Origin of the sequence: Amycolatopsis aidingensis, assembly GCF_018885265.1 — a bacterium.
Classification (GTDB): domain Bacteria; phylum Actinomycetota; class Actinomycetes; order Mycobacteriales; family Pseudonocardiaceae; genus Amycolatopsis; species Amycolatopsis aidingensis.
In genome coordinates, this window is the sequence record NZ_CP076538.1 from 6,424,021 (window position 1) to 6,448,724 (window position 24,704).

Annotated in this window: 18 protein-coding genes; 11 read left to right on the forward strand and 7 right to left on the reverse strand. The window is 72.8% G+C overall.

Features of this window, described 5'->3' with window-relative positions:
• Positions 1 to 33 precede the first annotated feature (33 nt).
• The 4 genes from KOI47_RS29280 to KOI47_RS29295 all read left to right on the forward strand — a co-directional run bounded on the left by KOI47_RS29280 (position 34) and on the right by KOI47_RS29295 (position 3,775).
• Complete coding sequence (locus KOI47_RS29280) at positions 34 to 948, forward strand: DMT family transporter (RefSeq protein WP_216217635.1); 915 nt, start codon at positions 34 to 36, stop codon at positions 946 to 948.
• Between the two features lie 277 nt (positions 949 to 1,225).
• A complete protein-coding gene (locus KOI47_RS29285; RefSeq protein WP_216209876.1) occupies positions 1,226 to 2,101 on the forward strand; it encodes an SAM-dependent methyltransferase in 876 nt (291 codons plus the stop codon).
• A 79-nt stretch (positions 2,102 to 2,180) separates the two neighbouring features.
• The gene (locus KOI47_RS29290; protein ID WP_216209878.1) at positions 2,181 to 3,200 is read left to right on the forward strand and encodes a sigma-70 family RNA polymerase sigma factor; all 1,020 of its coding nucleotides are present in this window, start codon (positions 2,181 to 2,183) and stop codon (positions 3,198 to 3,200) included.
• Positions 3,197 to 3,775: a TIGR03086 family metal-binding protein gene (locus KOI47_RS29295; protein WP_216209880.1), complete on the forward strand. Its 579-nt coding sequence runs from the start codon at positions 3,197 to 3,199 to the stop codon at positions 3,773 to 3,775. Before KOI47_RS29290 ends, KOI47_RS29295 begins: the two co-directional genes overlap by 4 nt.
• Positions 3,776 to 3,778: 3 nt before the next feature.
• Here KOI47_RS29295 and KOI47_RS29300 read toward each other — a convergent pair whose 3' ends face one another.
• The gene (locus tag KOI47_RS29300; RefSeq protein ID WP_216209882.1) at positions 3,779 to 4,444 is read right to left on the reverse strand and encodes a DUF899 domain-containing protein; all 666 of its coding nucleotides are present in this window, start codon (positions 4,442 to 4,444) and stop codon (positions 3,779 to 3,781) included.
• An 11-nt stretch (positions 4,445 to 4,455) separates the two neighbouring features.
• A complete protein-coding gene (locus tag KOI47_RS29305) occupies positions 4,456 to 4,896 on the reverse strand; it encodes a pyridoxamine 5'-phosphate oxidase family protein (protein WP_216209884.1) in 441 nt (146 codons plus the stop codon).
• 82 nt (positions 4,897 to 4,978) lie between these two features.
• On the opposite strand from KOI47_RS29305, the gene KOI47_RS29310 reads away from it, so the two are divergent.
• Positions 4,979 to 8,179, forward strand: coding sequence for a BTAD domain-containing putative transcriptional regulator (locus KOI47_RS29310; RefSeq protein ID WP_216209886.1), 3,201 nt, complete (start codon positions 4,979 to 4,981; stop codon positions 8,177 to 8,179).
• Positions 8,180 to 8,414: 235 nt separating this feature from the next.
• On the opposite strand, the gene KOI47_RS29315 is transcribed toward KOI47_RS29310, so the two are convergent.
• Positions 8,415 to 9,368 (reverse strand): ankyrin repeat domain-containing protein, encoded by a 954-nt coding sequence (locus tag KOI47_RS29315; protein ID WP_232376336.1) that lies wholly within the window; start codon positions 9,366 to 9,368, stop codon positions 8,415 to 8,417.
• A gap of 92 nt (positions 9,369 to 9,460) precedes the next feature.
• Here KOI47_RS29315 and KOI47_RS29320 point away from each other — a divergent pair, with 92 nt between their 5' ends.
• Positions 9,461 to 10,303 (forward strand): PhzF family phenazine biosynthesis protein, encoded by an 843-nt coding sequence (locus KOI47_RS29320; RefSeq protein WP_216209888.1) that lies wholly within the window; start codon positions 9,461 to 9,463, stop codon positions 10,301 to 10,303.
• Between the two features lies 1 nt (position 10,304).
• Here KOI47_RS29320 and KOI47_RS29325 read toward each other — a convergent pair whose 3' ends face one another.
• Together KOI47_RS29325 and KOI47_RS29330 are read right to left on the reverse strand one after the other, a co-directional pair.
• Entirely contained in the window at positions 10,305 to 11,336 is a 1,032-nt protein-coding gene (locus KOI47_RS29325; RefSeq protein WP_216209890.1) for a fatty acid desaturase family protein, read from the reverse strand.
• 135 nt (positions 11,337 to 11,471) lie between these two features.
• Positions 11,472 to 12,809, reverse strand: coding sequence for an aminotransferase-like domain-containing protein (locus KOI47_RS29330; RefSeq protein WP_216209892.1), 1,338 nt, complete (start codon positions 12,807 to 12,809; stop codon positions 11,472 to 11,474).
• Between the two features lie 74 nt (positions 12,810 to 12,883).
• Here KOI47_RS29330 and KOI47_RS29335 point away from each other — a divergent pair, with 74 nt between their 5' ends.
• Both KOI47_RS29335 and KOI47_RS29340 read left to right on the forward strand, forming a co-directional pair.
• The gene (locus tag KOI47_RS29335; RefSeq protein ID WP_216209894.1) at positions 12,884 to 13,678 is read left to right on the forward strand and encodes an alpha/beta fold hydrolase; all 795 of its coding nucleotides are present in this window, start codon (positions 12,884 to 12,886) and stop codon (positions 13,676 to 13,678) included.
• Positions 13,679 to 13,823: 145 nt separating this feature from the next.
• Entirely contained in the window at positions 13,824 to 16,106 is a 2,283-nt protein-coding gene (locus KOI47_RS29340; protein WP_216209896.1) for a patatin-like phospholipase domain-containing protein, read from the forward strand.
• 132 nt (positions 16,107 to 16,238) lie between these two features.
• On the opposite strand, the gene KOI47_RS29345 is transcribed toward KOI47_RS29340, so the two are convergent.
• Positions 16,239 to 20,234, reverse strand: coding sequence for a WD40 repeat domain-containing protein (locus KOI47_RS29345; RefSeq protein ID WP_216209898.1), 3,996 nt, complete (start codon positions 20,232 to 20,234; stop codon positions 16,239 to 16,241).
• A 399-nt stretch (positions 20,235 to 20,633) separates the two neighbouring features.
• Between KOI47_RS29345 and KOI47_RS29350 the strand changes: the two genes are divergently transcribed.
• Both KOI47_RS29350 and KOI47_RS29355 read left to right on the forward strand, forming a co-directional pair.
• A complete protein-coding gene (locus KOI47_RS29350; RefSeq protein WP_216209900.1) occupies positions 20,634 to 21,809 on the forward strand; it encodes a sensor histidine kinase in 1,176 nt (391 codons plus the stop codon).
• Positions 21,806 to 22,480, forward strand: a complete 675-nt coding sequence (locus tag KOI47_RS29355) for a response regulator (RefSeq protein WP_216209903.1) — start codon at positions 21,806 to 21,808, stop codon at positions 22,478 to 22,480. Before KOI47_RS29350 ends, KOI47_RS29355 begins: the two co-directional genes overlap by 4 nt.
• Here KOI47_RS29355 and KOI47_RS29360 read toward each other — a convergent pair.
• Positions 22,468 to 23,322 carry a MurR/RpiR family transcriptional regulator gene (locus KOI47_RS29360; RefSeq protein ID WP_216209905.1) on the reverse strand — a complete coding sequence of 285 codons (855 nt, stop codon included), beginning with the start codon at positions 23,320 to 23,322 and terminating at the stop codon, positions 22,468 to 22,470. The genes KOI47_RS29355 and KOI47_RS29360 overlap by 13 nt on opposite strands.
• A 78-nt stretch (positions 23,323 to 23,400) precedes the next feature.
• Here KOI47_RS29360 and KOI47_RS29365 point away from each other — a divergent pair, with 78 nt between their 5' ends.
• Entirely contained in the window at positions 23,401 to 24,624 is a 1,224-nt protein-coding gene (locus KOI47_RS29365) for a pyridoxal phosphate-dependent aminotransferase (RefSeq protein WP_232376337.1), read from the forward strand.
• Positions 24,625 to 24,704 lie beyond the last annotated feature (80 nt).

The following is a 24,704-nucleotide window of genomic DNA, read 5'->3' on the forward strand; positions in this document are numbered from 1 at the left end:
GTTGCGCTGGTGATCTTCAAGCAGACCGACGGGGTGGACCGCAGGAGCCTGGCCGCGGCAACGGTGACCGTACTGCTGTGGGCCTCCGCCTTCGTCTCGATCCGCAGTGCGGGCGAGGAGTACTCGCCGGGGGCGCTGGCACTGGGCAGGCTACTCACCGGCGCGGTCGCCCTCGGCGTGATCCTGCTGGTGCGCCGCGAGGGCCTGCCGCCCCGCGCGGCCTGGCCCGGCATCCTCGGCGCCGGGGTGCTGTGGTTCGGCGTCTACATGGTGGCGCTGAACGCCGGCGAGCAGCAGGTGGACGCGGGCACCGCCGCAATGGTGGTGAACATCGGCCCCATCCTGATCGCCCTGCTCGGCGGGTGGCTGCTGCGGGAGGGCTTCCCGCGCCGCGTGCTGGCCGGGGTCGCGGTGTCCTTCGCGGGCGCCGTGGTGGTGGGCCTCTCGATGGCGGACGAGGGGCGCGCCTCCATCCTCGGCGTGCTGCTGTGCCTGCTCGCGGCGGTGACCTACGCGGCGGGTGTGGTCAGCCAGAAACCCGCGCTGCGGCATGCCTCGGCGCTGCAGGTCACCACCTTCGGCTGCGCGATCGGCGCGGTGGCCTGCCTGCCGTTCAGCGGGCAGTTGGTCGGCGAACTCGGCACCGCCTCATGGCAGGCCACCGCCAACCTCGTGTACCTCGGGGTGTTCCCCACCGCGCTGGCGTTCACCACCTGGGCCTACGCCCTGGCCCGCACCAGCGCGGGCCGGATGGGCGCGACCACCTACGCCGTGCCTGCCGTGGTGGTGCTGATGTCCTGGCTGGCGCTGGGCGAGGTGCCCGGCTGGCTGACCTTCGTGGGCGGCGCGCTGTGCCTCGCCGGGGTCGCGGTGTCCCGCTCCCGCCGCCGCTCCCGCACAGCCGGACCGCCCCAGCAGCCGCAACCCGGGCACGCCACCGCGAAGTGAAGTGAACGCGGCGGCGCCCGCGCTCGTGTCAGTTGTGCACACGGACGGCTGCCGCATCCTTGGCCGGGTGGCGCGGTAGCCAGGGCCCCGCCGCTTCCCCTGCCCCGGGGCCCACCCCCATACCCGGCCGGTCGGCGCACACTCCAGCCGGCCGAGGAGCCCCCGGAGCGGCCCCCGTTCCCGCAGGCGGTGCGGCGCCCGGGGGCTCCCACCACGCCCCCGGGCGCCGTGGCTAACCTGGCGGGCACCGCAGCAGGGCGTGACAAGGGGGTCGACGATGACCGAGCGTAACGGGGACGGCAGGGCCGCGGAGGTCGCACCGGAGGCGCCGCCCGGGGTCGACCTGGAGAAACCGTCCCCGGCCCGGATCTACGACTGGTACCTCGGCGGCAACCAGAACTGGGCCGTCGACCGGGAGTTCGGCCGCCGGATCATCCAGCTCTGGCCGTACGCCAAGGACGGCTCGCGGCACAACCGGCAGTTCATGAACCGGGCCGTGCGCGCGGCGCTGGACGCCGGGATCCGGCAGTTCATCGACCTCGGCTCGGGCGTGCCGACGGTCGGCAACGTGCACGAGGTCGTCCGGGAGCACCTGCCAGAGCACGAGCGGGGCCGGGTCGTCTACGTGGACTACGAGGAGGTGGCCGCTGCGCACGCCAGGCTGATCCTGGAGCGCGAGGGCGCCACCGGCTGGGCCACCCTTATCCGGCACGACATGCGGGACGCGGCCGGGATCCTGCGCCATCCGGACACCCGCAGGCTGATCGACTTCGACCAGCCGGTGTGCCTGCTGATGGTCGCCGTACTGCACTTCGTCGGCCCGGACGACGGCCCGCACGAGATCATCCGGGCCTACCTGGACAAGCTGTGCCCCGGCAGCTGGCTGGTGCTGTCGCATATGACCTGCCCGGACGATCCGGAGCAGGCCGAGGGCGTACTGCGGTTCGCCGAGCAGTACAAGTCCACCGCCAACCCGGTATGGCTGCGGCAGCCCGAGGAGATCGCCGGCTGGTTCCAGGGCCTCAACCTGCTCGACCCAGGCATCACCCACCTCACCGACTGGCGGCCCGAGGTCGACCCCGCGACACTGCCGCAACCGGAGGCCGAGGCCCGGCCGTTCGCCTGGTGCGGGGTCGCGGAGAAACCCGCTTAGCGCGGGCCGATGAGTTTTCGTTCCGGGCGGGGTCGGTACTGACATACAGTCAGGTCCGGGTGGAACGAAAGGTACGGCGATGGCAGCAGGAACGGTGACCGACGACTTTCCGCAACTGGCCGACCCCTACCGTCGTGAGCTGCTCGCGCACTGCTATCGCATGCTGGGCTCGGTGCACGACGCCGAGGACCTGGTGCAGGAGACCTACCTGCGGGCCTGGCGCGGCTACGCCAAGTTCGAGGGCAGATCCTCGCTGCGCACCTGGCTCTACCGGATCGCGACCAGCGCCTGTCTGACCGCGCTGGAGCGCACGGCCAAACGGCCGCTGCCGACCGGGCTCGGTGGCCCGAGCCCCACCGCGCACGACACCCTGGTGAGACAGGGCGAGGTGCCGTGGCTGGAACCCATCCCGGACGCCATGGCCGGGGCCGAGGCGGACGACCCGGCCGGGATCGTCACCGAGCGGGAGAGCATCCGGCTGGCGCTGATCGCCGCACTGCAGCACCTCCCGCCCCGGCAGCGTGCCGTGCTGGTGCTGCGGGACGTGCTGAAATGGCGGGCCGCCGAGGTGGCCGAGCTGCTGGACACGAGCACGGCGGCGGTGAACAGCATCCTGCAACGCGCCCGTGCCCAGCTGGAGCAGGTCGCCCCCAGCGAGGACACCGTGGTGGACGCGCTGACCGCCGAGCAGCGCGCGCTGCTCGACCGCTATCTCGCGGCCTTCGAGGCCAAGGACGTCGCCGCGCTGGTGGACCTGTTCACCGCGGACGTGGTGTGGGAGATGCCCCCGTACTCGGTCTGGTACCAGGGCACCGAGCACGTCGGACAGCACCTGTGCACCACCTGCCCTGCCGGGCCGGGTGACCTGCGACTGCTCCCGTTCACCGCGAACGGGCAGCCCGCCTTCGCGCAGTACCTGCTGGATCCCGGCACCGGCAGGCATCACGCGTTCAACGTCCAGGTGCTCACCCTCGGGCCCGCGGCCATCACCCGCGTGATCACCTTCATGGACCCCGAGCTGTTCCCCGCGATCGGCCTGCCCCGGACCCAGCCCGCCCGGCCGGAGCCGCTGGTGCTGCCCGGCGCCGGGCAGCCGTGACGGCCGAGGACGCCACGGCGGTCCGTACCGGCGGCATCGGCCTGCTCGAGCGCGCGATCAGCTACGCGCTGGGCAGCCTCCGCCTGGTCACCCCGCCGGATCTGGCGAACCCGACCCCCTGCCAGGACTGGGACCTGCGCACCTTGCTGGAACATCTTGCCGACTCCATGGACGCCCTGTACGAGGCGGTGGAACCGGGGCAGGTCGGCCTGGACAGCCCGGCAGGGCGCGGCCAGGACGACCCGGTGGCCGCCGTGCGGCAACGGGCCCGCCTGCTGCTCGGCGCCTGGACCGGCGCCGAGGGCAACGACCCGGTCTCCATCGCCGGCAGGCCGCTGACCAGTGGCATCGTGACCTGCACCGGGGCGGTGGAAGTCGCGGTGCACGGCTGGGACGTGGCCACGGCCTGCCGCGCGTACCGGCCGATTCCGGCCGCGCTGGCCGGGGAGATCCTCCCGCTGGCCTCGCTGGTGGTCACCGAACAGGACCGGCCGGCCCGGTTCGCAGCGCCCCTCCCCGCGGTGGGCCCGGCGCCGGGCGAGCGACTACTCGCGTTCCTCGGCAGGAAGCCGTGAGGCTCAGGCGTACTCGTCGTGCAGCCGCCAGTACTCATACGGCGGGGTCTGCGGCCACCCCTGCGGCGAGTCCTCCCAGGTCTCCTGCCTGCCGAACGGGGTGAGATCCAGGTAGTTGAAGTTCGCGTTCAGCCGGTCGACCCCGCGGTCGCTGGTGTAGTAGGTCCGGAACACCCGGTCACCATCGCGGAGGAAGACGTTCAGCGCGAACCCCTCGCCACGTTCCGACATGGCGTCGACGTCCACATTGAACTCGCTGTCCTTGGCGGAGTACCACGGCAGCGTCCAGCCCATCCGCCTGCGGACCGCCTCGATCTCGGCCAGCGGGGCGCGGGAAACCAGCACCAGGTTGGTGTCCCTGGCCCGCAGGTGGGCGGGATGGCCCATGCCGTCCACCAGCATCGAGCAGCCCTCGCAGGGCCGCGGTGCGCCGGGCGGCAGCATGAAGCTGTAGACGATCAGCTGGCGGCGTCCTTCGAAAAGGTCGAGCAGGCCGACCGGGCCCTCCGGCCCTTCCAGCCGGTACTGTTTGGACACCTCCACCATCGGCAGCCTTCTGCGCCGGGCGGCCAGCGCGTCCAGCATCCTGGTCGCGTTCTTCTCCTCGGCCAGCAGCTCCGCGCGGGCGGCTCGCCATTCCTCTTCGGACACAATGGCAGGCAGGTTCATCTGGCTTCTCCTTACTGCGTGTTCTCGCCGGTGTCCATCGACAGCCAGCGATCCGGGCGAACGCGAAACAGCACCAACGTGCCGGCAGGGTTGCCGACCTCCTCCTCGGCCCACTGCCGCGCCATCTCCTCCGGGACGTACCGGCGCATGATGTGCAGCAGCTGCTCGGCAGACGGCGGCCGTTCGATCCCGGCCAAGGTGCCCTCCACGGTGACGTACCGGTACGGGGGCTCCTCCCGCTGCACGCACATGCTCAGCACCCGCGCCCGCTCGATCAGCCGGGTCTTGCGGGCACGCCTGCCCTCGGTGCCGGTGAAGAAGGTGATCTCGCCGCCTGGCTGGTAGCCGTAGAACACCGGCACGGTCAGTGGCGGCCGGTGGTCGTCGCTGGCGACGCTCAGCACGGCGATCCTGGTCTCCGCGAGGAACTCCTCGCGCTGTGTCTTCGTCATCGAGGCGTTCATGGGCCCACATTCGGCCACGGCTCTCTCGGTTTCCTCTCGGTCGGCTTCCGGCGTGGCATATCGTCGGCGCATGCTGTTCGGGATCCTCGGTCCGCTGGCACTGTGGACACCGGCGGGCGAGGCCGCCCGGCTGCCCGAGCTGAAGGCTCGCGCACTGCTGGCCGACCTGCTGCTGCACGAGGGCCGGCCGGTGCCCGCGGACCGGCTGGTGGCGGACCTGTGGGGCGAGCATCCACCCGGCAACCCCACCGCGACCCTGCAGAACAAGGTGTGGCAGCTGCGCAAGGCGCTGGACGCGGCCGCACCGGGCGGGCGCGACCTGGTGGTGTCCGGCGCATCGGGTTATCTGCTGCGGGTGGAAGCCGAGGCGGTGGACGCGGGCCGCTTCGCCGCGCTGGTCCGCGCGGCCAGGCCCGGCACGAGCCCAGCGGAGCGGGCCGGTCGGCTCGCCGAGGCGCTGGCACTGTGGCGCGGGCCCGCGCTGGCCGACTTCGCCGACGAGCACTGGGCACAAGCCGCGATCGCCCGGCTGGACGAACAGCGGCTGTCCGGGCTGGAGGAACTCGCCGAGGCCCGGCTCGAACTCGGCGAACCCGCCGCGGAGCTGGCAGGCGAGCTGGGCGAGCTGGTCGCGAACAACCCGCTGCGCGAGCGGCTGCGGGCCACCTACCTGCGCGCGCTCTACCGGGCGGGCAGGCAGGGCGAGGCGCTGGCGAGCTACGCCGACCTGCGGGCGCGGCTCGCCGAGGAGCTCGGCACCGACCCGGGGCCGGAGCTGGTCACCCTGCACCAGGCGATCCTGCGGCAGGATGCGGAGCTGGACGCGCCCGCGCGGGCAGGCAACCTGCCCGCACCGCTGACCAGGCTGGTGGGCAGGGCGGACGCGCTCGCCGAGGTGTGCGCACAACTCGGCGAGCAGCGGCTGGTGACCCTCACCGGCGTCGGGGGCGTTGGCAAGACCCGGCTCGCGCTGGCCGCGGCCGCCGCGGTCCCGGAGGAATCCTGGCTGGTGGAGCTGGCCGAGCTCACCGCGAGCGCGGACCCCGGCGAACTCGGCCCTGCGGCGGGCGCGGTGATGGCGGCACTGGGCATCCGGGACGACGGCGGCCCGGTCCTCGACCGGCTCGCCGAGGCCCTGCGGCCCCGGCGGCTGCTACTGGTGCTGGACAACTGCGAGCACGTGATCGCGCCGGTCGCCGAGCTGGCCGCGCGGCTGCTGCGGGTCGCGCCGGGCCTGCGGATCCTGGCGACCAGCCGGGATCCGCTCGGGCTGGCAGGCGAACGGCTGCACCCGGTCGCGCCGCTGGAGCTGCCCGGCCCCGCGGTCGCGCCCTCCGCGGCGGAGGTTGCCGATTCCAGCGCGGTGGCCCTGTTCGCCGACCGGGCCCGCGCCGCCGCACCGGGGTTCAGCCTCACCGCGGAGATCGTTCCGGACGTGCTGACCCTGTGCCGCAAACTGGACGGCATCCCGCTGGCGCTGGAGCTGGCCGCGGCCAGGGTGCGTGCCCTGGGCGTCTCCGGGCTGCTGGCCAGGCTGGACGACCGGTTCCGGCTGCTGTCCGGTGGGCACCGGGGCGCACCGCCACGGCAGCAGACCCTCCGGGCGACCATCGACTGGAGCTGGGACCTGCTGAGTGAGCCCGAACGGGCGGTGCTGCGGCGGCTGGCCATGCACCAGGGCGGCTGCACCCTCGCCGCTGCCGAGCAGGTCTGCGCCGGGGACGGGATCGCCGCCGGGGACGTGCTGGATGTGGTGGTCCGGCTGGTCGACCGGTCCATGCTGGTGGCGGCCGAGCAGCCCGGTGGGGTGCGCTACCGGCTGCTGGAGTCGGTGCGGGAGTACTGCCTGGAACGGCTCGCCGACGCGCGGGAGGCCGGGTGGGCACGGCAACGGCACGCCGGGTACTACGCCGAACTGGCCGAGCGTGCCGAGCCGGAGCTCTACGGGCGCGACCAGCGGCGCTGGCTGGAGCTGCTGGACGGCGAGACGGCCAACCTGCGCGCGGCGCTGGAGACGCTGGCCGCCGAGGGCACCGGGGAACGGGCCGCGCGCATGGTGTGCACCCTGTGCTGGTACTGGTACCTGCGCGGCAAGCTGTCCGAGGCGCGGCGCGCGCTCGACCTGGTGTCGGCGGGTGCGGCGGCGTCCGGTTCCTTTCCAGCCGAGGTCACGTGCTGGCGGGCGATAATCGGGCTGTTCGGCGGTGACTTCGGCGAGCACGGGCGTACCGCCGCGGCGCTGGAACGGCTGCCCGAGATCACGGACCCGAGCAGGCGGGCCAGGGCGCGCTGGCTGCTCGGCTTCGCCCGGTCGACCACCGGCGACGGCGAATGGGACGCCTGCGCCGAACTGGCCGAAGGCGCCCTTTCCGCGTTCCGGGAGCTGGACGAACCCTGGGGTGCCGCGGCCGCCCGCACCGCACGGGCGGTGCTCGCCATGGCCCGCAGCGATCTGAGCACCCTGCGGCAGGACGGGGAGCAAGCGCTTGCGATGTTTCGCGAGCTGGGCGAACGCTGGGGTCAGTCGCAGGCGATGTCGCTGCTGGCTGTGCTGGCCGAGATCACCGGCGACCATGCCAGGGCCGCCGGGCTGCATACCGAAGGGCTGCGGCTGGCCGAGGAACTCGGACTGTGGACCGAGGCCGCCGACCGGCTCGCCGGGCTGGGCCGGATCGAGTTGTTACGCGGCGAGCACGCCCGCGCATGGGAGTTGCACGAGCGGGGCATGCGGCTGGCCGCCGAGCAGGGCAGCAAGAGCGTCGAGCTGTACGCGCAGATCGGACTCGGCCTCGGCGCCCGCAGGGAGGGCAAGCTCGACCTCGCCGAGGAGCACTTGAACGCGGTGCTGGACTGGAACGTGCGGGCCCGGTCGGCGGAACGCAACGCGGTACCCCTCGCGCTGGTGCTTGCCGAACTCGGTTTCGTCGCCGAGCAACGGGCGGACGCCCCCGAGGCCCGTCGCAGGCACCTGCGCGGACTCGGGCTGGCCCGCCGGACGGGTGACCCGCGAGCGCTGGCGCTTGCGATGGAGGGGCTGGCCGGTGCGCAAGCGCTTGCGGGGCAGCATGAACACGCCGCCAGCCTGCTCGGCGCGGCCGCCGCCGCACGCGAGTCGGCAGGCGCCCCATTACCGGAGGCGGAGCGCGGCGACGTCGACCGGATCGCCGCCCAGGCCCGCGCCGCCCTCGGAAACCCCGGCTTCGCCGCCGAGTTCGAACGCGGCCGCACAACCGACCCGGACCAGTTACTGACCCCCTTCGACACCCCCTGACCCGTCGTGTTTGCTCCCCACGCGCGCGTGTTTGCCGTTCCCGCGCACGCGTTGGCCGCCCACGCGCACGCTTTGGCCGTTCCCGCGCATCGTGTTTGCCGCTCAGGTAACCGCGTTGGCCGTGGCGTAGGCGAGTTTGCCGCTCAGGTAGGCGAGTTTGCCGGTGACGGGGTGGTCGTGGCTGAGGCCGGCCGACGCGGTCGGCTCGACCGGATGGCAGCACGGGTCGACCGGTTCACCGGGAATCCGTTCCTCGCCACCGAGTACTCAGCGCGCGGTCGATCTCGGCGTCCCCGGTCGGCGGCCGATGTACGGTGGGTGCGTCGGCCGCCAGTAACGCCCGTACCGTGCCGAGGTAGTCACCGTCCTCGGCGGGGTTGTTGCGCATGCCCCACAGCGCACAGTCCAGCGGGGTCGGCCCCTCCTCGTCGAACGCGCGGTCCGCCGCATCCGCGCCCCGCTCCAGCAGCAGCCGCACGATCTCGGTGCGGCCGTGCATGGCGGCCTGGTCCAGCGGGGTGAAGTTGCTCCAGCCGCGAGTGTCCACGGCCATCCCGGCGTCCAGCAACGAGCGCACCACCTCGGTCCGGCCGAGCACGGCGAACTGGCCGAGGATCCAGCCGTAGTCCTCCCCTGGCGGGTTGCCGAGCGCGGGCGGCGGCGCGGTGGGCAGGCGCACCGACTCGCCACGGGCCACGGCGAGCACTGCGGCGTCCACCGGGTCGAGCTCGGCGGTGCCCCCACGGGCCGCGATCAACTCGTAGGCGGCGAGATGTCCGCAGCGCGCCGCCAGCGCCAGCGGGCGCCTGCCGACATCCCAGCGGTCCCACGGCAGGTTCACGTCCGCGCCCGCGTCCAGCAGCATGGTCAGGATCGACAGCCCACGGCCGCGGCTGATCGCGTGGTGCAGGCAGTAGCAGGCATTCACGTCCGCGCCGTGTTCGAGGAACCAGCGCAGCCCGGCGAGATCCTCGAAGTCCAGCTTGTGGTTCACCAGCCGTTCGAATCCCGGCCGGTAGAGCAGGTCCAGCAGGGCGTTGTCGGCATGTTCGCAGGCGTGATAGAAGACGTCCTCGTCGACGACGGCGCCCTGCTCGATCAGCAACCGGGCACGGGCGCGCAGGTCGGCGGGCGAACCGTGGGACGCCAGCAACGCCAGTAGTGGTGACCCCTCACCCGGCTCCGGCATGACCAACCTCCACGTTTCCCTGTGGCGCGGCCTCAGCCTACTGACTCGGCCGGACCCGCCGAACTGTCGGCGGCACGGCATACGATCGCAACATGGAGATCTTGCGGTACAGCGCGTTCAGCGCGGACCCCAATGGGGGCAACCCGGCCGGTGTGGTGCTCGACGCCACCGGTGCCAGCGATGGGGAGATGCTGCGGGTCGCCGCCGAGCTCGGCTACTCGGAAACGGCCTTCCTGGTTCCGCGGGGTGACCGTAGCTTCACCGTGCGGTATTTCAGCCCGATGGCCGAGGTTCCCTTCTGCGGCCACGCCACCATCGCCTCGGCGGTGGCGTACGCGCGGCGGCACGGCGAGGGCCCGCTGCGGTTCGAGACCTCGGTCGGGCGGGTCGACGTGCACACCTCGACCGGACCGGACGGCCGCCCACTGGCCACGCTGGTCAGCGTTCCGCCACGGACCGCGCCGATCGACGCCGCCGCGCTGGACGCCCTGCTGGCCGAGCTCGGCTGGGTGGTCGGCGATCTCGACCCCACCCTGCCACCGCGGGTCGCCTTCGCCGGGGCCTGGCACCCGGTGCTGACGGCGGCGAGCCGGGAACGGCTCGCGCGGCTGCACTACGACCTGGACCGCCTGGGGATGTTGATGGCCAAGCACGAGTGGACCACGGTCAACCTGCTCTGGCGCGAGTCGGAACTGGTGTTCCACGCGCGGAACCCGTTCCCGCCTGGCGGGGTGTACGAGGATCCGGCCACCGGCGCGGCGGCCGCGGCGCTTGGCGGCTACCTGCGGGAACAGCGGCTGGTGACCCCGCCAGCCACGGTGACCGTGCACCAGGGCGTGGACCTCGGCAGGCCGAGCCTGCTCACCGTGGACATTCCGGCCGGGGAGACGGAGGGTGTCTCGGTGAGCGGGACCGCTGTGCCGATCCCGGAGTGAGTCAGCGGGACACCCGCAGCGGGGCTCCCATCGCGTGCAGGTGCTCGAGTACGTAACGATAGGAGCGCAACAGTCCACATTGGGCGTACTCGATCCCGTGCCGTAGACAGAAGTCCTGCACGATCACCTGAGCATGCCGCAGGTTCGGCCGTGGCATGTTCGGAAACAGGTGGTGCTCGATCTGGTAGTTCAGGCCACCGAGCGCGAAATCCACCCAGGGCCCACCCCGCACGTTCCGGGAGGTGAGTACCTGCCTGCGCAGGAAGTCCAGGGTGTGCCCCTCCGGCAGGGTAGGCATGCCCTTGTGGTTGGGCGCGAAGGAACATCCCATGTAGACGCCCCACAGGCACTGGTGCACCAGCACGAACACGATTCCGGTCAGCGGGGAGAGCACCACGAACACCGCAGTGAGGTACGCGGCGAAATGGAGCACGAGCAGCACCTTCTCCAGCCGGGGCTTACGGACTCCACCGCCCCATACCGAGCGGATGCTGGACCAGTGCAGGCTGAGGCCTTCCAGCAGGAGCAACGGAAAGAACAGGAAGGCCTGGTGCTTCGCGATCCACCGCACCACACCGCGTTTGGCATGACCCTGCTCCAGGGTGAAGGCCAGCACCGGGATATCCACATCCGGATCCCTGGTCTCGTGGTTCGGGTTGGCGTGATGCTGGGTGTGCTGCGCGATCCACCAGCCGTAGCTGAGCCCGACCAGTCCACCGTGGACAAACCCGGTGACGTCGTTCGCCCTGCGGCCACGGAAGATCTGCTTGTGACCCGCGTCATGCCCGATGAAGGCCAGCTGGGTGAACACCAGGGCGAGGAAAGCCGCGACGAACAGCTGCCACCAGGAGTCCCCCAGCCAGACGAAGGCCACCCCGCCCACGGCGAACGCGAGGAAGTTGAGCACGATCCGCCCCAGATAGTGGTGCCGGCGCCGGTCCAGCAGCCCGGCCGCACGCACACTCCGTGACAGATCGGCGTAACCGGCTTGCCCCTGCGGCAGCCCGGGCGCAAGGGCATCGGTGGAGTTCATTGGCTGGAAGCCTTTCAGTCACCAGGTGAGACCCGCGTCAACAGCAAGATCGGCGGTGGAATCCGGGCCTCCTTGGCCGCGAACTGTGCCACCTCGGTGGTGCCCGTGGCAATAGAACAGCGGCTGAGCTGCCGGTTACTCTGGGCAGCCGTCCACCGGATTCGCGCGGGCCACATTGGCCAGCACCGTCAGCGTGCTGGCCAATGTGGACATCGGTGGCGCGGAGATGGCTAGCCGCACGGCGTTCGGCGCGTGCCCGGTGCCCGTGCTGAACGCCGCGGCGGGGGTCACCGCGATTCCCCTTCGGGCGGCCGCGGCCACGAAGGTCTCGGCCCGCCACCGCCCTGGAAGCTCCCACCAGCAGTGATAGGAGTTCTCGCCGGCGCGGACGGCGAAACCGGCCAGCCGCTCGGCGACGAGTTCCTGCCGTGCCGCGGCGTCCGCGCGCTTGGCCCGTTCCATCGTGGCCACCGTGCCGTCGACCAGCCAGCCGGTCGCCGCTTCCAGCGCGAACCCGCTCGCGCTCAGCGCCCCGGAACGCAGTGCGGCGGCGCACTGCTCGGCCAGTCCGGGCGGCGGCAACAGGAAGCCAAGGGTCAGTCCGGGAGCCAGCCGCTTGGACAGGCTGTCCACCACCACCGTGTGTTCGGGGGCCAGGGCCGCAAGCGGCGGCTGGCTGTCACCGAGGAAGGCGTACACCCGGTCCTCGACGGCGTGGATGCCGTGCTCCCGCAGTACCTCGGCCAGCGCGGCCCGGCGGGCCAGGGGCATCGTGCAGCCGAGTGGGTTGTGCAGTGTCGGTTGCAGGTAGACCGCGCGCAGCGGGCCGGCGCGGTATGCCCGCGCCAGTGCCTCGGGGACCAGGCCGTGCTCATCGGTGTCCACCGGCACCAGGGTGCAGCCAAGCCGGGTGGCCAGCGTCCTGGTCACCGGGTAGGTGAGCGACTCGACGGCGAGCCGTTCCCCCGGTGGGACCAGCGCGGTGAGCGCGGCCGCGATCGCCTGCCGCCCGTTGCCCGCGAACAGCACCTGCGCGGGCTCCGGGTCCCAGCCGGGCCGGGCCAGTGCGGCAGCGGCGGCCTCCCGTGCCGCGGCCGCGCCCGCCGCGCCTACCGGCCGCAGCGCGGCGTCCAGCACATCGGGCCGCAGCATCCGGCCAAGGCCGCCGCCCAGCAGCGCGGACTGCTCGGGCAGCACCGAGGTGGTCATCTCCAGCTCGACCCGCGCCACGCCGGGCTCGGCCAGTGCGGGCTCCGGCGCCGGGTCGGCGGAACGGACGAAGGTGCCCCGGCCCACCTCGCCGACCACAAGGCCGCGCCGAGCCAGCTCCCGGTAGACCCGCGCGGCGGTGGAGTTCGCGATGCCGTGCCGCCGGGCGAACCGGCGTTGTGTCGGCAGCCGGTCCCCCGGCCGGAGCCGTCCGGCGGCGATCTCGGCCGCGATCCGGTCGGCCACCGCGCGGTAGTCCTCCATCAGCCCACTCCCACATTGCACCGAGGTCATTGTTTTTATTGCACCACGATATTGCTCCGATTAGCTTTCTCGGTATGAGCACGCTGACCCACGCCGGGATCACCATCGACTACCAGGACGAGGGCAGCGGTGACCCACTGCTGCTCGTGCACGGCCACCCGTTCGACCGTTCGATGTGGCGCCCGCAGGTGTCCCGGTTCGCCGGTGCCGGATGGCGGGTGATCACCGCGGATCTGCGTGGCTACGGGCGCAGCACGGTTGTGCCTGGCAGCACGCCGCTGGAGACCTTCGCCCGCGACCTGGTGGGCCTGCTCGACCGGCTCGGCATCGACCGGGTGGTGCTCGGCGGGCTGTCCATGGGCGGGCAGATCGTGCTGGAGTTCCACCGGCTGTTCCCCGCGCGGCTGCGTGGGCTGGTGCTGGCAAGCACCTCGGCCAGGGCGGACCCGCCGGCGACCAGGGAATGGCGCCGCACCACCGCGGACCGGCTGCTGCGCGAGGGGCTCGGGCCGTATGCGGAGGAGGTCATCGACAAGATGGTCGCCCCGCACAACATTCGCGAACTGCCCGAGGTCGCCGGGCAGGTACTGGCGATGATGAAGGCGGCCCCGCCCGAGGGCGCGGCCGCGGCGCTGCGCGGACGCGCCGAGCGGCCGGACTACCTGCCGATGCTCGCCGGGGTGGCGGTGCCCACGCTCGTGGTCGTCGGCACCGAGGACGAGTTCACCCCGGTCGCCGAGGCCAGGCTGATGCACGAACGGATTCCCGGCTCGGTGCTGTGCGTGATCGAGGGCGCGGCACACCTGCCGAACCTGGAGCGGCCTGCCGAGTTCGACGCGGCGCTGGAACGGTTCCTCGCCGGACTGTGACCAATGCGCGGGCCGATGCGGACTGACCCGGTTGGATACCGCACAGCTATCGAATCGGGGTTTTCGCCGCCGCACCACGGACCGGCGTGGTAAGTGGTAAGTCCGGCAAACGCACCCTCGCTCGGTCCGATCTCCGGAGGTGGCCATGACGGCCGCAGACCCCATCAGCCAGGTCGTCCAGCTCGGGTTGGACGATCCGACCAGGTACACCAGGGGGTTCGAGGCAGAGTGGCTGCGCTGGTCGCCCGCGGAGGCCGATGAGCACGCCAGGGAGGGCGACGAGCGCTACCAGGAGTACGTGGACCGTTCCTGCGACCTGACCATGCGCGGCGGCACCACCAGTGGGGTGATCTACCCGCTGGCGGTGTGCTCGCTGGCGCAGCACTACCAGTTCCGCTCGGTGGGCGGCGCCTCGGCGGGCGCGATCGCCGCCGCGGCCACGGCCGCGGCCGAGCACGGCAGGCTGGCCGCGCAGCCTGCCGAGGTTCCAGCGGGCTCGGTGCGTCCCGGCTTCGCCGGACTGGCCGGGCTGATCAACTGGATGATCACCGGGAGCGGGCCGGAGCGCTGGCGGCTGGTGCAACTTTTCCAGCCGAACACCGCGCTGAGCAGGCTCTACCGGGTGGTGATCGCCACCATGCAGCGGCCGGACACCACCGGGCGCAACCGGTTCGCCTCGGTACTCGCCGCGCTGCTGCTGGCGGTGAGCCCGCTGGCCACCGTCGCGTTGGTACTGGTGTTCGCGGGCTGGCTGGCCGGGCCGGTCGCGCTGCCCCTGCTGCTGCCGCCGCAACGGTGGGAGTCGGTACCACCGGTGGTCGCCCTGCTCGCCCTCGCGGCCGCGCTGATCGCCGGGACCTGGACGATCACCCTGGCCGCGGCGCGCATCCGCAAGGCCACCCTGGTGCTGGTGATCCCGCTGGTGCTGGGGCTCGGGACGCTGGTGGCCGTGGCCGTCGCCGGGGACCCGGCGGGGTCGTCCTGGTCGGCATGGGTGACGCTGGGCGCGGGAACCGTGCTCGGCTGGCTGCTGCTGAGCGCTGCCGGGCTGACCACGTTCGCGGTGATCTACACCAAGGCGAGCTGGCCGCTGATCGCCGAGGCGCAGCGGTTCCGATATGGACTCGTCCCCGGCGCCTGGCCGTACACCGCGACCTGGGTGGACCGGCTGGCGGGCATGCCGCGCTCGACCGGCGTGCCGCCGCTGGCCACCTGGCTCGCCGACCGCATCGACGACCTCGCCGGGTCCACATCGGACGTCGAGCCGGGAACGTACCGGCGGGCGCTGACCTTCGGGGATCTCTGGCTCGGCCCCGGCGCCGAACGCGACCTCGCCGAGCTGGAGGCCTGCGCACTGCAGAGTGAACGCCGGATGATCAACCTGGCGCTGATGAGCACCGACCTTTCCGCGGGCAGGCCGTTCCGGCTGCCCTTCCGGGTCGCGCCGCACCCGAACGAGCGCTGGCAGTTCTGCGAGCGTTGCCTGGACGGGATCCTGCCCGGCCGGGTGGTGTGGCAGCTGAAGGAGGCTGGGCCGGTCAACGGGCAGCACTGCCCCCGGCACCCGGAGGTGGGGCTGCACTGGCTGCCCGAGCCGTGGGACATGCCGGTGGTGCTGGCCGTGCGGATGAGCCTGTCCCTGCCCGGCCTGATCTGCCCGGTGCCGCTGTGCCGGGAGGGCCGGATGCACTGGTTCTCCGACGGCGGGATCACCAGCAACTTCCCGATCCACTTCTTCGACACGCTGCTGCCGAGGTGGCCGACCTTCGGGCTGAACCTGGACCGGCTGGACCGGGAGGTCGGGCCGGATGAGGAGATCTATCTCGCCAAACAGGACGCCACCCCGTTCGAGCATCCCTGGGCCAAGGTGCACGATGGCGCGGCCAGCTTCCTCAGCCGGATCCTGGAGACTTTCCTCGCCTGGCGGGACACCATGCAGTCCGGACTGCCGGGTTTCCGTGGCCGGATCGTGAACGTGCGGCAGGGCACCGGCGAGGGCGGAACGAACCTGTTCATGCCGCCCGAGGTGATCGCCACGCTCGCGCTGCGCGGCTACAAGGCGGGCACCGAGCTCAAACGGCGGTTCACCGAGGAGAGCCACGACGGCGAGGCACCGGGGTACACCCAGACCGACCGCTACCGGTGGATCCGGATGCGGATCGCGCTGCGCGAGTACCGCGAGCTCGTCCGGCAGGCCGACGACCGCGGCCTGCTCTACCGGCAGCGCACCGCAAGGTACCGCATCCCGGAGGGGCTGGCCGGGTGGTTCGACGACGAGGTCGACGCCTGGCCGTGCCCGGAGCCGCACACCGAGTCGATCGAGGCCACCTTCATCGAGCTGAGCAGGCTGGCCGAGTCGCATCTCGCGGAGAAGTTCGACGGGACCGCCCCGGTCAACCCGGTGCTGCGGCTCACCCCGCCGGAGTGACGCACGCCCCGGCGTCCGGGAACGGCCAACCCGGGTGCATGAACGGCCAACGCGTGCGCGCAGGGAGCCAACGCGTGCGCGTGGGCGGCAAACACGCGTACGTGGCGGGCAAACACGCCGGGTGGCCTGGGGTTACTCGCAGGGGGGCCGGTAGTCGAGTTGCGGGAGGTACTCGCGCCACACCTGCTCGGTGAGGGAGCCGCGGGAGTCGGTGCAGATGCGCTGGATCGCCTGCTCCATGTCCAGCCGCCACACCCGCGCGGTGTTGTCCCTGCCGCCGGTGGCGAGGAACTTCCCGCCCGGGCCGCCCGCGATGGAAAGCACCGCGCTGGTGTGCCCGGTGAGGGTGCGCTGCAAGCGCACGGCACCGTTCTCGCCGAGATCCCACAACCGGACCGTGCCATCCATCCCGGTGGACACCAGCCCGGCGCGCCCGGAGCGGAAGGCCACCTCGGACACCGCGTCGGTATGCCCGGTGATCGGTTCGCCGACCGGGTGCACCGCGGCCGGATCGCCGATGTCCCACAGCCGGATCGTCCGGTCCCCGCTGGCGGTGGCCAGCCGGTCGCCATCCGGCCCGAAGGCCACCGACCACACCGGCCCGCCGTGCCCGGTGATCGGCTGCCCGATCGGGGCTGGGGCGGTGGGGTCGCCGACATCCCACAACCGCACCGTGTGGTCGAAGCTGCCGGTGGCCAGCATGCGGCCGTCCGGGGAGAACGCCATCGTCGGCAGGTACCCCGCATGCGGTGAGGGGGCGGTGGCCAGCGAGGACGGGTGCGCGGGATCGGTGACGTCCCACAGCTGGATGGTGGTGTCATTGGCCGTGGCCAGCGTGCGCCCGTCCGGGGAGAAGGTCATCGGCCCGCCTGCGGCCCCGGTGAACGCGGCGCCGAGCGGCACCGGCCTGCCCGGATCGGACACGTCCCACAGCCGCACCGTGTCGTCGTTCCTGCCCACCGCGAGCACCCCGCCCGCGGGGCTGAACAGCACCCGGTTCACCGCGACCTCCCCGGTGATCCGCGGGCCGAGCGCGGCTGGGGCCGCCGGATCGGACACGTCCCACAGCTGCACGGTGCCGTCGTCCCCGCCCGAGGCCAGGGTGCGCCCCTGCGGGCTCCAGGACACCGCGGACACGCTGGCCGAGTGCGCGATCAGTACCCCTGGCGGGAGCGACCACAGCCGCAGCACCCCGTCGTCCCCTCCCGAGGCCAGGGTGCGCCCGTCCGGGCTGAACCCCACCGCGTACACCGCGCCGGTATGCCCGGTGAGCGCGTCACCGATCAGCCCGGGCCGCGCCGGGTCGGAGATGTTCCACAACCGCACCGTGCCGTCCTTGCTTCCGGAGGCCAGCACCCGCCCGTCCGGGCTGAACGCCACCGACCAGACAAGTTCCTTGTGCGCGGCCATCGGGTGCCCGAGCGGTGCCAGCCGTCCAGGGGTGGAGATGTCCCACAACCGCACGGTGTCGTCCTCGCCGCCGGTGGCGAGCTTGCTGCCGTCCGGGCTGAACGCCACCGAGTGGACCCCGCCCGGATGGGCGCCCGGGTACTCGGCCGCCAGCGCGGGCCGCTGCCCGGTGAGGTCCCACAGCCGGACCGCGCCGTCGTTGCCGACCCCGGCCAGGGTGCTGCCGTCCGGGCTGAAGTCCACCGAGCGCACGGCCGCGCTCGGTGCGGTGAGCGGCGCGCCGAGCAGGCTGGGCGCTGCCGGGTCGGCGAGGTCCCACAGCCGGACCGCACCGTCGTCGTTCGCGGTGGCCAGCACCCGGCCGTCCGGGCTGAAGGAGGTCAGGTAGATGGTGCCGCCGCCACCCGGTAGTGGCTCGCCCAGCCGCATCGGGGCAGCCGGATCGGATACGTCCCATAACCGGAGGGTGCCGTCGTGCCCCGCGGTGACCAGGGTGTCGCCGTCCGGGCTGAACACCGCGGAGCTGACCCAGCTGGTGTGCCCGGTCAGCGGGTCGCCGAGCGGTTTCGGGTGGTCGCGGTCGGATACGTCCCACAGCCGCACGGTGCCGTCGTAGCCCGCGGTGGCCAGGGTGCGGCCGTCCGGGCCGAAGGTGGTCAGGTACACCGCGCCCTGGTGCCCGGTCAACGGGATGGCCAGCGGGCGGTGCTGGGTGGAGAGCACCCGCGCGGCCACGCCGGTGTCCTCCGGCCGCAGCCGGTGTGCCAGCAGGTCGAACTGCGCGGACACCGAGGGGTCGCGGGTGGTGAGCCGGTCGGCCTCGGCCACCACCTGGCCGAACCGCGCGTCATCACGCTCCTGGATGGCCACCCCGGCCGCCACGGCCGTGGCCACGGCGAACAGCGCCACGGTGACCACGGCGGCCCGCCGGAGCCAGGCGCTGCGCCGCGCGTGCCGGTTCGAGGTGTCCAGGAACTCGCGGGCCAGCCCGGTGGATCCGCGCCGGGCCGCCTGCCGCGCCGTCTCCAGCCGGTTGCCGCGGTACAGCAGTGAGGAGTCCCGGTCCTGCTCGGCCCAGGCGAGGGCGTCGGTCTCCAGCCGCTGCCGGGCCACGTTGCCAGCCCGGTCCTGGTCGATCCACTCCCGCAGCCGGGGCCAGGCATGCAGCAGCGCCTCGTGGCTGATCTCAGCCGAGTCCGAGTCCAGGGTGACCAGCCGTGCCTTCACCAGCGCTTCCAGCACGGCCTCGGCGGCCGCCCGGTTGCCTGCGTGCTCGACGAGGTCGGCGCGGGTGGCCCGGCGCCGGGTGTCCTGGGTGTCCTCACCCACATGCACCAGGCGCAGCAGCAGCGGGCGGGCCGCCGCCTGCGCTGCCGGGCTCAGGTCGGCCCAGGCCCGTTCGGCGGTCGCCGCCACCGCGCCGTGGATCCCGCCAGCGGCCCGGTAGCCCGCGATGGTCAGCCTGCCGGCCTGCCTGCGCTGCCAGGTGGCCAGCAGGGCATGCGAGAGCAGCGGCAGCGCGCCGGCCTCATAGGTGCGGCGCTGCCCGCCGGCCTCCCGGCCCGCGCCGAGCCCGAGGTCACGCAGCATCAGGTCGACCAGCCCTGGTTCCAGTTGCAGCCCGACCGACTTCGCCGGCCTGGACACCGCCTCCCGCAGCTCGCCGGTGGCCATCGCGCCCAGCACGAGCTGCCGTTCCTGGAGTGCCTCGGCCAGCTCGGGGTAGTCGAGGCAGCGCCCGTAGAAGTCGGCCCGCACCCCGAGTACGACCAGCCCCGGCGGCGCATCCTCCTCGGCGGCCGGGGTGCAGGCGGCGTGCAGTGCCTGCACGAACAGCCGCTGCGCGCGCTTGTCCGCGCCGAGGGTGAACAGCTCCTCGAACTGGTCCACCACGATCGCCAGGGTGGCGCCCGGCCCGCCCAGCCGCCGCGCGCAGGCCGCGACGGCCGTGCGCACCATCCCTGGCAGGCCGCCGGTGCGCTCCGGGTCGGGCTCCGCCGCCGAATCCTCCAGCTCGGTGGCCAGCTCCGGGATCAGCCTGCTGAGCTCCTTCAGCGGGTTGGCCCCCGGCGACATCGCGGCCACCGGCAGCCGCGCGCCGCCGGTCAGCTCCTCCTGCTCCATGGCGGGCACCAGGCCGGCCCGCAGCAGCGAGGACTTACCCGCGCCGGACGCGCCGACCAGCACCACCATCCCACCGGTGCCCAGCGCATGCTCCAGCTTCTCCAGCAACGCGGTGGTGCTGCGTTCCCTGCCGAAGAAACGGTCGGCGTCCTCCGGCCGGAACGCGGCCAGCCCGCGATAGGGGCATACCCCGGTGTCCTCGGGATCCGGCTCCGGTTCACCCTCCGCACCGGCCACGGCCTCCTGGTCCTCGGCCGGGGTACGCAGCGCGTCCTCCCACAGCCGCCGCCACTCCGCCAGCTCGTACAGTCCGCGCGCGACCGGCCTGCGGCGCAGCTTGCGCGCCTCGCCGATCAGGATCTCGAGCACGATCGCCAGCGGCGGGAACCGGGCTGGCACGTTGCGGCCCCGGCGCCAGTCGCTGATCCGCTGGGCCGAGACGCGGACCGGGCTGCCCCGCTCGTCCCGCCGGTTGACCCTGGCCACCGCCTCGGTGACCCGGCGCAGGGTCGGGTCGCCTGCCTCGGCGTAGAGCAGGGCGAAGCGCTCCGCGAACACCTCGCGAGCGCGGCGGCCTGCCTCCTGCTCAGTCATGCGCCGCCCCGCTCCGGACGGTCCGGATTCCGGACCGGAAAACTCGTACGAGGCATCTGAGCAGGGATTTCCTCTCCGGTCGGAACGGAAGATCGCCTCTGGAGTCGTCGCGGGTGCGATGCTCGGGGTGTCGTCTCGGGCAGCGGGTTGGTGAGAAGCCTGGGGGTCTTCTCACCGACCCGCCACGGGTGCGGGCCACAGGTATCACCCTATTCTCGCAGCCCCTTCTCAATCGATGAAGCGTTTCGCCGCACGCACCCCAGCCGCGCGCCGGGCGAAGACAGTAGGCCGTCGGTACCGCAGGCGGCAAGTTGCACCCGGCGTCCCTTCCGGATCGAACCTGGGTAGGACCACCCCTGGTCGGACGCGCTCTGGCCCCGGACCGGCTAGCGTCGGGACGTGCCCGAGTCCCGCCTGCGCGCCGTGCTGAACCGGTGGCCGAAGGGCGCGCACCTGTACCTGCTGGACATCGCCGTCGCGCTGGTGAGCATGGCGGTCTATGTCAGCTTCGGCTACGTCGAGTCCACTCCGGCCCAGCCGATGTACGAGGGTCCTGGATGGGTGGTCTGGCTGGTCGCCGCGCTGGTCGGCCTGCCGCTCGCGGCACGCAGGCGGTGGCCGGTGCCGGTGCTGGGTGTCGTGCTGGCCGCCACCATGGCGGCCACCCTGCTGCACCTGATCCTGGAGCCCTACCTGGCCGTGGCCTACGCGCTGTACCTGGTCGCGCTGGTGTACCCGCCGGGGAGGTCGGTTCCGGCGCTGGCGGCCACGCTGGCCGGGTCGATGATCGCGATCCTGGTCGGCCAGCCGGTGCTGGACAACCAGGGGCTGCCGTTCTACGTCTGGCTGTGGCTCGGGCTCGCCTGGGCCGGCGGCTGGGTGGTGCGCGACCGGCGGGCGCGGGCGGCGCGGGAGGCCGAGCAGCGCGCCCGGCAGGCGCTGGCCGACGAGCGGATGCGGATCGCGCGTGAGCTGCACGACGTGGTCGCGCACAGTATGAGCCTGATCGCGGTCAAGGCCGGGGTCGCCAACCACATCGCCACCCAGCGGCCGGAGGAGGCCGCGGCCGCGCTGCGGACGATCGAGAGCACCAGCAGGGAGGCGCTCACCGAGATGCGGCACATCCTGGGCGTGTTGCGCTCGAACCGGGAACCGGACGCGGAGCTGACCCCCACCCCCGGGGTGGCCGGGTTGACCGAGCTCGCCCGCAACGCCGAACTGGCGGGCATCCGGGTGCACCTCGATGTGCACTGGCCGGACGAGCTGCCGGACGGGCTGGAGCTCTCGGTGTACCGGATCGTGCAGGAGGCACTGACCAACGTGGTCAAGCATGCCGGGCCCGCCGCATGCCGGGTCCTGGTCGAGGCCGGGGCCGAGCGGGTGCGGATCGAGGTGACCGACGACGGGCCGGGACGGCGCACCGCGCCCGAGGACCAGGCCGGAGCGGGACACGGCCTGATCGGCATCCGGGAGCGGGTCGGGGTGTACGGCGGGAGCTTCAGCGCAGGGCCACGGCCGGAGGGCGGCTTCCGCGTGGCGGCGACCCTTCCGGTCGGCGCGGGGGCGCCGGTATGAACTCCGTTCGGGTGGTGATCGCCGACGACCAGGCGTTGCTGCGGGGCAGCTTCCGGATGCTGGTGGACGCGGCCGAGGACCTGACCGTGGTGGCCGAGGCGGACACCGGGGTGGCGGCCGTCACCGCGGTCCGGCGTACCGCGCCGGATGTGGTGCTGATGGACGTACGGATGCCGGAAATGGACGGTATCGAGGCGACCCGGCTGATCTGCGGCGAGGGCGGGTCCACCCGGGTGCTCATCCTGACCACCTTCGACCTGGACACCTACGTGTACTCGGCGCTGCGCGCGGGGGCCAGCGGCTTCCTGCTCAAGGACACCCCACCCGCCGACCTGCTGAACGCGATCCGCACGGTGTCCGCGGGTGAGGCGCTGCTCGCGCCGACGGTGACCCGGCGGCTGATCGCGGAGTTCGTCGCCCGGCCCGACCCGCGGCGGCGGCCCAGCGGCCGCCTCGCCCACTCGCTGGAGGGGGTGACCGACCGGGAGCGGGAGGTGCTCGGCCTGATCGCCTCCGGGCTGTCCAATACCGAGATCGCCGCGGAGCTGCACCTCAGCATGGCCACGGTGAAAACGCATATCGGCCGCCTGCTGGCCAAGCTGCACGCCCGCGACCGCGCCCAGCTCGTGATCATCGCCTACGAGTCCGGCCTCGCCCCTTACGGGGTGTAGGTGTCGAACTCGGTGAGTAGCTGCTCGTCGAGTTCCAGCTCGGCGCGGGTGCGGGTGCCGCGGCGGAGGGCGACCTCGGTGGCCAGCGCCTGCACCAGGCTGGTGAACGCGGTGAGCGAGCGCAGCACGCTCCCGCCCGCGGTCTCCACGTACAGCGCGACCTCGGCATGCTCGGCCAGCGGGGAGGCCGGGTTGTCGGTCAGCGCGACGGTGCGCAGGCCACGCCGCCGGGCATGGGCGAAGGCCCGCACGGTGTCCGCGGTGTAGCGGTGGATGGACAGCGCGACCAGCACCTCCCCCTCGGCCAGTTCGCGCAGCTCCTCCGGCAGCGCACCGGCCCCCGCGGCCAGCTGGCGCACCCCTGGCCGGACCAGGCGCAGCAGGTAGGCCAGCAGGTGGGCGGGCGCGAAGCACTTACGCAGCCCGAGTACGTGCACCGAGCCGGCCTCGGCAAGCAGGCAGGCCACCCGTTCCCAGCGGGCGGGGTCGAGCTGGGCCAGGGTGCGGTCCAGGTTGGCCTTGTCCCGCTCCACCGCCCCGGTGAGGTCGCCAGGCTGCGCCTCGGCCTGGTCGAAGCGCCGCACCAGCTGCGCCTGCTCGGCGAGCTGCTGCCGGCACAGCGCGACCAGCGCGGGGTAGCCGGCCAGGCCGAAGGCGGTGGCGAAACGTACCAGTGAGGACTCGTGTACCCCGGCCAGCTTGGCGGTCTGCGAGATGCTGCGGAAGGCGGTGCCCTCCGGGTCGGTGAGCAGCAGCTCGGCGATCCGCCGCTGCCCCGCGGCCAGCCGGGGCAGCCGCGCGTGCAGCTGGTCCCGGAGCTCGGCGTAGCTACTCGGCGGCATACCCACCATCCTGTCGCAAAGATGATTGCGTCGTACAGTGTGGGTGCAAGTACTACTGCGCATGCTGGGAGGCGGATCGTGGTTCGGCAGTCGGCCACGCTGGCCATCAACGAGCGGCTGGCCGCCAAGCGCGCGGCCGGGGAACGGGTGCTGCACCTCGGGTTCGGCGAGGCCGGGCTGCCGGTGCCGCCGACGGTGGCCAGGGTCCTCGCGGAGTCGGCAGGCAGCAACGGATACGGCCCGGTGGCCGGTTCGGCCCGGGCCCGCGCGGCCGCCGCGGGGTACTTCTCCCGTCGCGGCCTGCCCACGGAGGCCGATCGGGTACTGCTCGCCCCTGGCAGCAAGGCGCTGCTGTTCGCGCTGCTTTCGGTGTTACCCGGCGATGTGGTGCTGCCGCGGCCCTGCTGGGTGAGCTACGCCGCCCAGGCCACGCTGGCGGGCAAGCAGGTGATCGACGTGCCGATCCCGGCCGAGGTGGGCGGGGTGCCGGAGCCCCAGGCCCTGGACACGGCGCTGGCCGAGGCCCGCGCGGCCGGGACCGAGCCAGGAGTGCTGGTGCTGACGGTGCCGGACAACCCGACCGGCACCGTGGCCGGGCCCGAGCTGATCGAGCAGGTCTGCGCGGTGGCCGACCGGCACGGGCTGGTGGTGATCTCCGACGAGATCTACCGCGACCTGGTGCACGAGGGCGGGGTGCACAGCCCGGCGGCCGTGCTCGGCAACCGCACCGTGGTGACGGCCGGGCTGAGCAAGAACCTGGCATTGGGCGGGTACCGGATCGGCTTCGCCCGGCTCCCCGACGGCCCCGGGGCGACCCGGCTGCGCACCGAGCTGGTCGGGATGGCCAGTGAGGTCTGGTCCAGCGTGCCCGCGCCGATGCAGGAGGTCGCCGCCTACGCACTGGCTGAGCCGCCGGAGGTGCGCGAGCACATCGAACGCAGCCTGCGCCTGCACCGCACGGTGACGGGCGCGGTGCACCGGGAGTTCCTGGCCGCCGGCGCCTCGGTCCGCGCGCCACGGGCGGGCTTCTACCTGTACCCGGACCTGGAGTCCTGGCGCGGCAACGGGTTCAGCACCGGCAAGCAGCTCACCGAGCACCTGCTGAACCGGCACGGGGTGGGGGTGCTGCCCGGGGCCGAGTTCGGGGACGACCCCGGTGCGCTGCGGTTCCGGGTGGCCACCAGCCTGCTCTACGGCACCAGCGCCGAGCAGCGCTGGACCGCGCTGCGCAGCGAGGATCCGCTGGCCTGCGAGTGGATCGCCGAAGCACTGACCCACCTGCGTACGGCGCTCACCCCCTGACCAGCCAAGGGCCGTGAACGTGGCTTTCCGGACGTCAGACGTCGCGAATGTTCCGTTCGGGACGTCTGACGTCGCGATCG

Coding starts and splice junctions, on each gene's coding strand:
- KOI47_RS29330 (WP_216209892.1), bottom strand. CDS start 12,809: ATGGAGGACTACCGCGCGGTGGCCGACCGGATCGCGGCCGAGATCGCC.
- KOI47_RS29300 (WP_216209882.1), bottom strand. CDS start 4,444: ATGAACCTGCCTGCCATTGTGTCCGAAGAGGAATGGCGAGCCGCCCGC.
- KOI47_RS29305 (WP_216209884.1), bottom strand. CDS start 4,896: ATGACGAAGACACAGCGCGAGGAGTTCCTCGCGGAGACCAGGATCGCC.
- KOI47_RS29355 (WP_216209903.1), top strand. CDS start 21,806: ATGAACTCCGTTCGGGTGGTGATCGCCGACGACCAGGCGTTGCTGCGG.
- KOI47_RS29340 (WP_216209896.1), top strand. CDS start 13,824: ATGACGGCCGCAGACCCCATCAGCCAGGTCGTCCAGCTCGGGTTGGAC.
- KOI47_RS29325 (WP_216209890.1), bottom strand. CDS start 11,336: ATGAACTCCACCGATGCCCTTGCGCCCGGGCTGCCGCAGGGGCAAGCC.
- KOI47_RS29310 (WP_216209886.1), top strand. CDS start 4,979: ATGCTGTTCGGGATCCTCGGTCCGCTGGCACTGTGGACACCGGCGGGC.
- KOI47_RS29285 (WP_216209876.1), top strand. CDS start 1,226: ATGACCGAGCGTAACGGGGACGGCAGGGCCGCGGAGGTCGCACCGGAG.
- KOI47_RS29320 (WP_216209888.1), top strand. CDS start 9,461: ATGGAGATCTTGCGGTACAGCGCGTTCAGCGCGGACCCCAATGGGGGC.
- KOI47_RS29345 (WP_216209898.1), bottom strand. CDS start 20,234: ATGACTGAGCAGGAGGCAGGCCGCCGCGCTCGCGAGGTGTTCGCGGAG.
- KOI47_RS29360 (WP_216209905.1), bottom strand. CDS start 23,322: ATGCCGCCGAGTAGCTACGCCGAGCTCCGGGACCAGCTGCACGCGCGG.
- KOI47_RS29315 (WP_232376336.1), bottom strand. CDS start 9,368: ATGCCGGAGCCGGGTGAGGGGTCACCACTACTGGCGTTGCTGGCGTCC.
- KOI47_RS29335 (WP_216209894.1), top strand. CDS start 12,884: ATGAGCACGCTGACCCACGCCGGGATCACCATCGACTACCAGGACGAG.
- KOI47_RS29290 (WP_216209878.1), top strand. CDS start 2,181: ATGGCAGCAGGAACGGTGACCGACGACTTTCCGCAACTGGCCGACCCC.